General features: G+C 57.6%; 7 protein-coding genes. 2 read left to right on the top strand and 5 right to left on the bottom strand.

The window, feature by feature from the left end; genetic code table 11:
* Positions 1 to 742 precede the first annotated feature (742 nt).
* Positions 743 to 2,056 (bottom strand): M14 family zinc carboxypeptidase, encoded by a 1,314-nt coding sequence (locus NATGR_RS03330; RefSeq protein WP_231990821.1) that lies wholly within the window; start codon positions 2,054 to 2,056, stop codon positions 743 to 745.
* A gap of 887 nt (positions 2,057 to 2,943) precedes the next feature.
* Here NATGR_RS03330 and NATGR_RS03325 point away from each other — a divergent pair.
* Entirely contained in the window at positions 2,944 to 3,438 is a 495-nt protein-coding gene (locus tag NATGR_RS03325; protein WP_005581507.1) for a DUF4440 domain-containing protein, read from the top strand.
* 709 nt (positions 3,439 to 4,147) lie between these two features.
* Here the strand turns inward: NATGR_RS03325 and argF are convergent.
* The 4 genes from argF to NATGR_RS03305 form a co-directional block, all read right to left on the bottom strand.
* Entirely contained in the window at positions 4,148 to 5,035 is an 888-nt protein-coding gene (argF, locus tag NATGR_RS03320; protein WP_005581508.1) for an ornithine carbamoyltransferase, read from the bottom strand.
* A 56-nt stretch (positions 5,036 to 5,091) separates the two neighbouring features.
* Positions 5,092 to 6,015 (bottom strand): carbamate kinase, encoded by a 924-nt coding sequence (arcC, locus tag NATGR_RS03315; RefSeq protein ID WP_049887766.1) that lies wholly within the window; start codon positions 6,013 to 6,015, stop codon positions 5,092 to 5,094.
* A 471-nt stretch (positions 6,016 to 6,486) separates the two neighbouring features.
* Positions 6,487 to 7,827, bottom strand: coding sequence for an arginine deiminase (gene arcA, locus NATGR_RS03310; RefSeq protein ID WP_394295384.1), 1,341 nt, complete (start codon positions 7,825 to 7,827; stop codon positions 6,487 to 6,489).
* A gap of 212 nt (positions 7,828 to 8,039) precedes the next feature.
* A complete protein-coding gene (locus tag NATGR_RS03305; protein ID WP_005581511.1) occupies positions 8,040 to 8,828 on the bottom strand; it encodes an IclR family transcriptional regulator in 789 nt (262 codons plus the stop codon).
* Between the two features lie 2,001 nt (positions 8,829 to 10,829).
* Between NATGR_RS03305 and NATGR_RS03300 the strand changes: the two genes are divergently transcribed.
* Entirely contained in the window at positions 10,830 to 11,702 is an 873-nt protein-coding gene (locus tag NATGR_RS03300; protein ID WP_005581512.1) for a universal stress protein, read from the top strand.
* The last annotated feature ends 1 nt before the right edge of the window (position 11,703 follow it).

Genomic DNA, 11,703 nt, shown 5'->3' with positions numbered 1-11,703 from the left:
CAACGGGGAGTTGGAATTGGCTTAGGTTAAAACTACCGCTGATTCCCGAGATGGTATATGGGTGGTACTGACAATCATGAGTCCTGTGCGGCCGAAATTGCCCGTATGCAGCATTTGGAGGTATTGAAAGCGAGATGAATTGAAACCGGTGTATTACCGTTGGAGCTGTCTCCCACTTGTTCGGTCAACACCCTATTTCGACTCGACGAAGTGCCAGCCAATAGTGAGTTTAGGCGTACAAGCAAAAGACGACACGCGGCCCACCCTCGTACGTCTCTCACCACTGAAACGATCGTCTCACTGACCCAACATCGCCGAAACGACGCCGACAACGAAGTCGAATCACACAGCCGAATCGACAGCAGTTACGTCCAGCGGTGACGACACAACGACCCACTGCCGGTCGAACAGCCGATCAATAGCGGGAACGTCTCCTCCACGCGTACACCACGCAATCGATGCTGTCCCCTCCAGACGACAGACGGATCTGTCGTGGTAACTACAGTTACGCCACCAAATCCTCTCGACCCGGCGCGCCCGCAGACGGACTGCTGTACGGCTGTCCCGGCGCGACCGCAGGAGCGCGCGGTCGCTCCGAAAATAACTGACAGCAAACCGTATCAATGACAACAGACCGTCTGACGCTTCGCAGCAGCCATCGGTGTCTAACTGGGTCTCGAGGACAAACCGTCAATCGAAACGGGAACGAAGCGGGGTCGAGTGTGCGACGACAGCAACTATCCTACCGAGTGCCAGCACCGCCGCGACCCTGGTAGCCCCGACTGGCGTCGTACTCGTACTGACCGCCCTTGAGGGGGATATCGAAGTAATCGTCTTCGTCGACGTGCGAGAGCGACGGATTCTCTGCGATCGCTGCAAGACTCTCGAGAACACCGACTCTGGCGGCTTCGACCTTCTTGTAGTACGCTCGAGTTCCGACCTGTCCGGACTGGCCGGGGAGTTCGTACAGCATTCCGGCGGCGTTCGTCAGCGGACAGAGCGTGTCGAGATACGATCCCCAGAGTGAGGCGTAGCCAAATCGGGTCCCAGTTTCGTACGTCGACCAGGGGCCGGCGGTTTCGTCGAGTGCCTGCGTGACCAGCGTATTGAGGCGAATCGATCGGGTACTGGTATCCTCGTCGATGAACGGGTTCGCGTAACTCGCCAGTGGTGCGTCTTCGTCCCGGAACGGCGCTTTTTCAGCATGCGATGGGCCGTAAGACGCCATAACGCTGAGAATCGTGGGGTCACCACTATCCGGATCAGTCGGAATATTCTGCGAGTGGATCGTCTTGGCGTAGTCCGGATCGGCTTCCAGGAACGACCGCGTAATGGCGTTTACCTCCGGCGTCAGCCGGGCACCACAGGTCTCCAACGTGTGTCCTTTGTATTCCATCGTCAACTCTCCGTCATCGTTCCACTGCTCGGGATCGTCGTGGAATTTCGAGATGAAGTCCGGACGAATGTTGAAGTCCCGGTTCGGGTCGTATCCGCTAACGTCACTTGCGTGGAGACTATCGTTGTAGTAGTACGGTGTTTCGTGTGAGTACGAGGAGTCCCACTCCTGTTGATTCTCTCGAGAGCCGAGCCGCTGATCGTTCCCATCACCGCTGAGATCGCCGTGGTGCATCGCACCGTCGGGATTCACACGCGGGAGAATCGTAAGCGAGAGGTTGTTCAGGATGCTGTCGACGAGTTCCGAATCTTCGTCGACGAGTCGGCGGAAAATACTGAGCAGTGCTTCGGTCCCGTACGGTTCGTCGCCGTGAATCTGGTTGATGATGTGGACGCTAGTATCGCCACTACCGGCTTTGACCTCCCAAATCGGGTCTTTCCGGCCGGCAGAAGCGCCAATCTGCCGGAGGTTGATTCGATCGTTCTTTTCGGCCAGCAGCATTAGTCGCTCGCCCAGTTGTTCGTTCGTAAGCGTTGGGCCGGCCCCCAACTCGATTTCGTCGTACCGGTGGTGGACGTCGGACGAGACGGCAGCTTCCGCTCTCACGCTAGCTGCTGGTACAGCAACAGTTGCGAACGACGCGGCTCCCACGGACTTCATGAAGGTTCTTCTGTCCATTGATTTGGATGGTTGTCTGGATTTAGATTGGTTTGGCACCGATGCTCTGCTATCGATCCAACTAAAGATGGTGATAACACGTAGTTAAGTTCTTTGGCCGATAATAAAGGGCCAAGAGACAGTTCGAAACAGGTAGTTGGGCAGTCGTTGCCAGCAATTACCACGCAAAAGCATCTGAAACGTGTAGGAAGAGGCCGAACGGACCAATACTGTCCCACCCGCCGACTGACGAGCAGAATCGACCGACACGACTAGATGCGACCCAACAGTGTGGCCCTGATCCGCCACAGGTGTCTCGGTTTCTCGGAATCGGTCACCGCCGAATCACGGTGATCGACGAGAACTACGTGGTGGCCTTTGTGACAGTCTAGTGATGACGAGACCGGGCTCGTGTGGGGCCGTGCCGAAACGTCGTTACAGCAGTCCGTACGTCTTCACCGACGACCAGTATTTACAGTCGTCCTCCGTGAGCCTGATCGACCGTCGTAACACTGCAACGTTCTGATCAGACTGTGGTCACTCCGCAGTACCTATCGACAGTCCACTCTCGTGGAAACGGCGTCTCAACACCTGACTCAACGCTTCGACAGTTCTTCTCTTATCGGTTCTGTCGTGAGTCCGTCGCTCATACGGTTTGCTGGAAGTCAGTTCCAGCGCGACCGCAGGGCGCGGTCGCGCCGGGACAGCGGTACAGCAGTCCGTATCACTACCGGGAACAGTGCCCGACCTCGAAATCTCCGACGAATAGTGACCGTACGGCGCAAATCCGTGACAGACGAGATGCTATCAGTGAGAAACACCAACAGTTCACAAACTCAGTAGGTGTTCTGCCGTAAAGTATATCCACTGATGGAGTATCATATAAACTGATGGATCGCAGAACACTACTGAAGGGTACAGCAGTTGCAACGGCACTGACACTTGCAGGATGTACGGAAAACGGTGAGACTGCTGACCCGGACGGGAACGGCGAAGAAGAGACCGAAAACGGGGCAGCGGAAGATCCTGTAGACGAAGACAGAGACGAAGACGACGAAGAGCTTGCCACACTCTCCGAAGCGTACTGGGAGGCTTTCGAAGACGGCGACTCCGACCAGTACTCACAACTGTTCCACTCGGAATCGTCCTACGGAAACCAGGAAACCTGGGACAAAGACGATTACTGGGTTAGTGAGGAGCTGACCGTCACCGTCGAGGACCGAGAAATCGCATACCATACAGACACTACCGCGACAATCACCGAGCAGGTCCGCTGGGAAACGCCCGAAGAAGGTGAAACCGACCTCGAGAGCGTTCTAGAGGTCGAAATCGAAGACGGTGAGTGGAAGATCGTGGCCCCATCACAGGCTCGACCAGCCCAGTAAGCCCACCACCGAGACGAGAGCCGGATTCAACTGGCCAGTATTCGCCCGCGTCTCGCCGAAAACAGCCAGCGGCAACCTCTGTCGTGTCAGCAGTGACTCGACGTGGCTCCGGAGGCGTCTGCTGTGCCGGAGTCTCAGCCGTTTTTTGTCGCGCTAACAGTAGTTACAACATGCAATCTGTACTCGCAGCGAGTGTCTCTACCACTGCCCGTACTATCTCTTCGGTCGCTTCATACCACTCGCTGTAACGACGTATCGGTGGAACCGTCCGGATGCGGTTGTGTCGGAAACGACGGCCAGGAAGCCGCATCACCAGCCACCCGGTAACAGAGTCGGTAGCTGAGTTCGAGGCAACACCTCGAGACACTGTAAAACCGCTCGGCGGCACACGCTCGACGCGCTCGAGTCACTCGGCACTCTGTTTGTCCCCCGTCGTGACGTTGTTCCGATTCACCTGGCGGCTGCCGATTGCACCGGCAAAAATGGTGTCACCCAGAGCGCAAGATCCGCTGTAGCCCCGTGACTATGGGCCACTCCTGACTGTCACGGAGTTTGGAGCCCCTCGAGTGAGGGGTGGTCCGATCGGGGGAAGGGGGAAGGTAGTCCGATCGGGGGAAGGGGGAAGGTGGTCCGATCGGGGGAAGGGGGAAGGTAGTCCGATCGGGGGTAACCGACCACCTGCCAGCGTCTCGGGTGAGACTAGCTGGAGTTACTCGTTGACGAGCGTGTGGATGATTGCTTTCTGGATGTGCATCCGGTTTTCAGCCTGGTCGAAGATGACCGACTGCGGTCCGTCTGCGACTTCTGCCGTCACTTCTTCGCCTCGGTGGGCTGGGAGGCAGTGCATGAAGACTGCATCGTCGCGGGCAGCGTCCATGAGGTCTTGGTCGACCTGGAAGCCGTCGAACTTGGCGAGTTTCTCTTCTCGTTCCTCTTCTTCGCCCATGCTGACGAAGACGTCCGAGTAGACGGCAGTTGCATCGTCGACGGCCTCGTACGGATCGTTCGTGACCATCACGTCGGCGTCGCTCACTCGTTCCTGAATCTCTTCGTCGGGCTCCATGCCTTCGGGGGTCGCGATGCGACAGTCGACGTCCATCTTTGCGGACGCCTGCATCAGCGAGTGTGCGACGTTGTTGCCGTCACCGACGAACGCGATCGTGTCGAGACGGTCCTTCTCGTGGAGCGTGTAGAGGTCCGTCAGTGCCTGACATGGGTGGAGGAAGTCAGTCAGACCGTTGATGACTGGGACCTCGGCGTGTTCGGCCAGTTCGAGCATTTCGTCGTGCTCGAACAGACGGGCCATGATCGCGTCCTCGTAGCGCGACATGACCTGGCTGACGTCCGAAATTGGTTCCCCGCGGCTGAGCTGCGAGGACCCCATCTCGAAGAAGATGCCGTGGCCGCCGAGCTGGGTCATTCCAGTCTCGAAGGACAGGCGCGTCCGGGTGGACGGCTTCGCGAACAGCATCACGAGGGTCTTGTTGTCCATTACCGAGGAGAACTCTCCGGGGTTCTCCTTCATTTCGTCGGTTAGTTCGAACAGTTGTTCGATCTCTTCGGTCTCGACGTCGTTGATGTCTACTAGATGCTGCATCGTTTTGTATATCTACGGGTTGTGTATTTAATCCTTCGACTCTTCTCTGGCGTCGGTCACTCGTCGGCCGGAACGACTTTGGTGCCAGTCTCTCCGTCGAGTGCCTCGGTTGCGGTTTCCGGTTTCGTGATGATCGCCCGGTCGCCACCGTTTTCGACGAATTCGATACAGGCCTCGACTTTCGGTGCCATGCTGCCTTCGCCGAACTCGCCGGACTCGAGCAGTTCCGAGGCTTCCTCGGTCGTGAGTTCGTCGAGTCGCTCTTCGTCTTCGGTACCGAAGTTCTGGTAGACAGCCTCGACGTCGGTCAAGACGAGGAACTCGTCTGCACCGATGTCGGTTGCAAGCACCTGTGCAGCGCGATCCTTGTCGATGACAGCTTCGACGCCGGTCAGACCATCTCCGTCTTCGACGACGGGGACGCCGCCACCACCGACGCTGATGACTGGTTTTCCAGTTTCGACGAGCGTCTGGATGCGTTCGGTTTCGATAATTTCGACCGGCTGTGGGGACGGGACGACTCGTCGGTAGCCGACGTTGCCGTCTCCATCCGTGTCCTCTTTGACCGCAAACTCCTTCTCGTCGGCCTCATCTTCGTCGTAGAACGGACCGATTCGTTTCGTCGGTTCGTCGAACGCCGAATCGTCTGCTTCGACGCGCGTCTGCGTGATTACCGTCGCAGGCGTTTCGCCGAGGTCCTCGCGGAGTTGTTGCTGGAGGAGATAGCCAATCTGGGCCTGCGATTCGGCACCGAGGACGTCGAGCGGCTTTTCTGCAGCAGACGTCGATTCCTCGTTCTGGAGGAGAAGCTGTCCGACCTGGGGGCCATTACCGTGAGTAAAGACGAGCTCGTGGCCGCGCTCGTGGAGGTCCACGAAGTGGGGGACAGTCTGCTGAATTGTGTCTCGCTGATCTTCTATCGATCCTTCACCGCCTCTGAGTAGGGCATTCCCACCCAGAGCTACGACTGTATAGCTCATGGGTACCTTCCACTCGAACCGGCTCATAGAAAACACTTATGCCTATTCTCAACTGCTGATGTGACCGGTATGCGGGAACGTACCGGGGCTGAGTCCCGCTACCGGCCTATTCGTGAACTGTCGACGGACGACTGGAGCAGACTGAGAGGGGGCCTATTTCATCAAGCACCCGCGCGGAGAACGTACCGTTTCGGCTATGTGATAGGAAAGGCGGCGCGAGCAAGGCTGGATTATCGACGAGCGCACTCACGAGTCAATACGTGGCTGCTACTATCACATCGTGTTGTTACTCGGCCACTGATACGGACTGTTGTACCGATGTACCGGCGCGACCGAAGGGAGGGGGCTTGCGGTTGCGCCGGCAATGACTAACAGCAACCCGTATTAAACAAGAGCAAAACGGACGGCAAAGCAAAGCGGGGGGAGATGAACGGGAAGGGGCGTGCCTCTGACAGTGTTACGCCGGTCCGGTTACTCCGGGACGCGGCGAAGCGGCGTCGTCATGCAGTGGATCGCACCGTAGCCTGCTCGCAGGTTGATGATTTTTCGTCCTTCACCATCGGGGACGACGGTCACGTCGTGGTCCTCCTGCAGTCCTTCGACGAACTGCTTCATCACGCAGTCGGAGTTATCCGAGAAGCGGACGGGCAGGATTTTCCGTGGACCGAGGGTCAGGAAGTTCGTGATTGCCTTCAGCGCCGTATCGGCGTCCGGATGGACGGGATCGACGTAGTCGTACACGTCGACGATTTCGAAGCCTTTCTCTCGGAGGTACTCGCCGAAGTTCACGTCTGGACGGTCCAGGACGTACGGCTTTTCGTCGTCCTCGGCTCGACGATACACGTCGAGCGTCGTGTTGTCCACGAGTTCCTGGTGAGCGACGACGAGGTCCTCGTCGACGAAGTTGAACCAGGTGTCGAGGTGCATGATGTCCATCTCGACCTCGCCGTTGTCGTCGTCTTTGCTTTCCTGAGCAGCCTCGAACGGCGCGCGGACGAGTCCGACTTCTGGCGCTCCGAACGCGTCGTCCATCAGGAGGCGATGACCGGCTGCATAGCTGCTTCGGTGGACGTACTCCGTGTCGTCTTCGGCGATGTCGTGTTCCGGATACGCCACACCTTCCGGAACCTTGGCGGAGACGCCGAGCAGCGAGAACTCGCCGGCTGGGTAGAAGTCGCCGCCCTCGACGAGCACTTCGGTTTCCTGAATATCGTCTCGTTCGGGAACGTGTTCCGTGACGTCGTGCTCCCGAACCTTGCTCATGTCCGCGACGATGTCGACGTCGAACTCCTCACCGTCGAGAGCCTTCCACGACGCGCGAGCGATGTCGACCTCGGGCTTGCGCGTGTCCTCTTTCATCGAACAGAGGACGACCCCTTTCTGGGTGACGAACTGCTGGTCACGCTGGAAGTACATGTTGGTGAGTGGCTGTTCCAGTCGGACGCTCGTCGTATCCCAGCGATCGGGGTTCGAGCCAGGAATGTCCTCTTCGACGTCCGCTCGGTGGCGAATGACCTGTGCATTACCGAGCACCGCCTGAATCTGCGTGTGCGGGTTGAGCTCGTGCAGTCGCGACCACAACTCGTCACGCCGGTTTACTCGCTGTTCTTCCTCGAGTTCGCTGAGGTCGAAATCGACGCGCGAGGAGAGGAGAGCGTTCATACGGCCACCACTTGCGAGGTCGTCGTGCAGGTAGTGGATCGGTTCGTCGGTCGGAAGGGCGTCCTCGAGGTCGCGGCTCAGACTGAGATGCTCCTGCTGTGCGTTGACGAGCGAGAAGTCATCGAGGAACAGGTTCGGTTCGGGATCCATGATCCCGACGAACGTTTCCGTCCCAGGGAGGTGCATTCGGACCGCCTGAATCGGGTCCCATTCTGCTCGGGCTCGGACTTTCGGTAGGCTTCCTTCATTTTCCGCTGATTCGTTACTCATGGGAAGACGAGTAAACGTAGCCCCAGCCAAGAAATAAGTGTTATGGTGAAACGTTCAGTCTTTAATCGCGGTGGTGGGTTTATTTCAGAATGTCATTCGGTCTCTAGCTTCACCTCGATAATGTTCGCCGTCTCCATCACTAACTCTGGGATTTCGTCGGTGAACTGTTCGTTCTGTAGTCGCGTTTTTGGAGAGGTGATGCTTACCGCACCGACGATTTCGCCTGCATCCCTCCGAATCGGTGCGCCGATCGATCGAGTACCACGGATCTCCTCGCCGTCGTTGATCGCGTATCCTCGGTCACGGATCGTTTCGAGTCGTTCGCGAAGAGACGCTACATCGATATTCGCCCCGGAAGCGGTGTCTTCCTCCATCTCCTCGAGCAGTTCTTCTCGCCGTTGTTCACGGAGGGACGCGAGGATTGCCTTCCCGGCAGCGCTGTTGTAGAGTCGTCTGGGTGTTTCTCGCATCCGAAGGTGGTATTCGTCCGTGACGGAGTCTTCACCCATCGCCTCGTAGAGAACGATCTGGCGGCCTTGTGATTCGACGACGAGGTGGGCGAAATGCCGGGTTCGGTCGGCCAGTGAATCGACCTCGTCCCGCCCCACCCGGTAGAGGTCGGTATTGTTTCGAGTGTAGTTAGACAGCGGGACGAACCAGTAGCCGAGTTGGTACGTCCCGTCAGACTCCTGTTCGACGATCCCCGTCTCGATTAGCGTCGCCAGGTACGTGTGTATCGTCGATTTCGTAAACTCTAGCTCGTCGTCAAGCTCCTGGAGGGTCGCGCCGCGCTGACGTTTGATCGCGTGCACGATATCGACCGCCTTCAGCACCGAGCCGATCTGCCGTCGCCCGCTTTCGTCCGTCGAATCCGATTTCATACTCTGTACGACGTGACTGTGGCTCTTATAGTCCCCCGGAAAACCCCTCCGGTTGAAAATTATCAAACCACCGTTTGGTTTCTCGGTTGGAGCGCCAGTGAACCAAACCGCAACACTCGGATGGCTTCTTGAAAACGGCCAGACGGACTGAATGCGGTTTGTAGTCGTGTCGGCTGCTCAGATAGAGCCGACTCAGACAGACATCAGCGAGGTTTCGCCACTCGATACCCCATTATATCTCGAAGCGAACGTCGAGAGATCCGCCATCTCGAGTTTGCACGGTGCTACTATCGAGCGATCGTAGCGTCACGGACTCTGTATTTGAAATAGTCAAATCTAGTCTGGCGATGGCTCGTTCAGCTTTCCGCCCCAGCACTCGCCTAGCCCTGCGGACGTGGCGCTCTCTGTCGGCACAGCACCGTATTCAGAGATTGGGTCGCGGTTGTGACAGAACGGGCCGACACTAACTCACACGAAGCCAGTTGCGATCGAACCGATCGCAGTCGACTATCGGCCCAGTTTCTGGCTACTGTGCCGTGTTCCCGCCGAATCAGCGTTCTGGTGACGGGCACGACTTCGACCAGCGACGTGCCGTTTGAGTATATCAAAGGCTCGCCGGTTGGCGTATGAGACCGTTTCGACGCTCACTCATAGAGCGAGCACCGATCGATAGACACCGGTGTTCCCCCGATTTCCGGTGTCTACCGAAGTAATACAGCCACCGATCGTTGGCGAACCATCCACGAGCGCTTCCGAACGGCGACCGTGCAACCGGCTGCGGTAGTCGGTAGTAGCCCCCGTCGCGGCAATCCAGCACACTCGAGACGAGTTGCGTCCCCATTAGATATCCTCAAATGACTGTGTGTCGTGAATGTGTGTCGGACTCCCGGCATACTCACCAGCCCACAACGCACGATCTCGCCCTGACCGCTCCAGTCGGTCCGTCGCCGCCGTCGATGATCGAGTCGTCACCTGAATACGGCACAGATCGTTCGAGACGTGAGGAGTCAGCGTAGCGTTCGAAAGCCACAGTCCCTCGAGGAGTTGCGTCGTCCTTGCATTGGCTGGCCTGTTTCTCATGTTTCCCGACGTACTTGAAACGACTGGCCCCTGCTCTGTTTTCTTACAGGTGTACGATTGTAATTCCAGATGGCAGTCACGCTCCCTCCACCGACCGTTCGGACCCCGTTCGGGTAGCCTGTTCCTGGGTTTACATAGGTATGCCTGTAATTATGGATGGCAGTCACGTTCCCTTCACCGACCGTTCGGACTTCGTTCGGGTAGCCTGTTCCTGAGTTTACATAGGTATGCCTGTAATTATGGATGGCAGTCACGCGATCTGTACCGACGGCTACGCACGAGCCTGCCAGCCCCCGCTGGCACTGGCCCCCAATACATTCGTGATAACGAAGTCTATCTCGTTATTACCGCTACGAGCGGGCCTATCGATTCGACCCGTCATACGGTTTACTGTATTCAATTACCGCCGATTGCCGACCCCCGTTCTGGTAATCGGCGGTTACTAGTTACAGCAATCCATATCAGTCAACGGTTGGGACAGTACTAGTGGCAGTCCAGGCTCGAGCTGTGAGGTCGAAGCAGTGGGAGGGTCGTCCTGCAGTCTGTGAGTGACACAATAGAGTCACCCGGGAGGAAGGCGGGTCTATCGAGAAGGTGCGTACCGGCCTGATAAAAGATAATACATCAAATAAGTATTGAGTACAATTCGTGATATAATAATAGAGAGATCAAGCTATCTCGAGAATAAATCTCTATTCAAAATAAGTATAACTAAATATAGAAAATTTCTTTGCTTTCTCTACTTATTGTACAATACCCACAACGTATTATATACACAAGAAATACCATAAAAGCGCCATTTTTAATTAAATTAGTATGATGTTTTGTCCACCGGGGACGCCGAAAACGTGACATATACTTTCGAGCCGAAACGGCGAGACCGCGACAATAACCAATACCCTCCTCGTGATAGCCGGTCCTATGCGAAGCGATTCCCCTCCCGAGAAGACCGTGCTAGTCCCGGTTGCAAACGACGAGGCCGTTTCTCGCCAACTCGAGACGGCGGTCGACGTAGCCGCCGATCGGTCTTCCCGACTCCTGTTTCTCTACGTGCTCGTCGTTCCGGATCAACTCTCTTTGGTCGACGGCCGCCGATACCTCCTTGAGGACGAGGACGAACAGATGCTTGCGTCGGCCGTCCGTGCAGCCGAGGAACGCGGCGTCGCCGCCGATAGCCGGATTCGTATCGCTCGCGGCGTTGCGACCGGCATCGTCGGATCGGTCGAAGAGTACGACGTGGACGCGGTCTTGATGGGATGGCGAGGACGACCACCGCGGTCGGGGATCGTTTTGGGTAGTTACCTGGACCGAGTGCTTCGAAACGCCGCCTGTGACGTGTTGGTCGAGCGAATTCGGACACCGCGACCGGACGTCTCTCGAGTCCTCGTTCCCGTCGCTGGCGGTCCCCACGACGCGTTCGCCGCCGAGGCCGCCGCTGCCATCGCCCGTGAGCGCGACGCGTCGGTCACGCTGTTGCACGTTCTCGAACGAGACGATCCGGAACTCGAGCGGGCCGAAGCCAACGCCCTGCTTGCGGAGACGGCGAGTCGATTCGAGGACGTGTCGTCAGTCGAGCGAGTACTCGAGGGCGACGACGTTGCCGGGACGATCACCGACCGAACGGCCGACCACGACGTGACGGCCCTTGGTGTCTCTCGAGGAGGGATTCTCCGGCGCAGGTTACTCGGAACGGTCTCGGAGGGCGTCGCAAGACACGCTGCGGGGTCGGTCGTTCTGGCGCGTCGGTACGAACCGGTGTCGTCTCGGCTCCGTCGCGTCGTGTCGCGGCTGTAGC

The organism is Natronobacterium gregoryi SP2 (assembly GCF_000230715.2).
GTDB lineage: Archaea > Halobacteriota > Halobacteria > Halobacteriales > Natrialbaceae > Natronobacterium > Natronobacterium gregoryi.
Note: the sequence above shows the minus strand (reverse complement) of the source record. Positions and strands in the feature narration are given on the sequence as shown.

Coding starts and splice junctions, on each gene's coding strand:
- NATGR_RS03300 (WP_005581512.1), top strand. CDS start 10,830: ATGCGAAGCGATTCCCCTCCCGAGAAGACCGTGCTAGTCCCGGTTGCA.
- argF (WP_005581508.1), bottom strand. CDS start 5,035: ATGCAGCATCTAGTAGACATCAACGACGTCGAGACCGAAGAGATCGAA.
- arcA (WP_394295384.1), bottom strand. CDS start 7,827: ATGGATCCCGAACCGAACCTGTTCCTCGATGACTTCTCGCTCGTCAAC.
- NATGR_RS03330 (WP_231990821.1), bottom strand. CDS start 2,056: ATGAAGTCCGTGGGAGCCGCGTCGTTCGCAACTGTTGCTGTACCAGCA.
- arcC (WP_049887766.1), bottom strand. CDS start 6,015: ATGAGCTATACAGTCGTAGCTCTGGGTGGGAATGCCCTACTCAGAGGC.
- NATGR_RS03305 (WP_005581511.1), bottom strand. CDS start 8,828: ATGAAATCGGATTCGACGGACGAAAGCGGGCGACGGCAGATCGGCTCG.
- NATGR_RS03325 (WP_005581507.1), top strand. CDS start 2,944: ATGGATCGCAGAACACTACTGAAGGGTACAGCAGTTGCAACGGCACTG.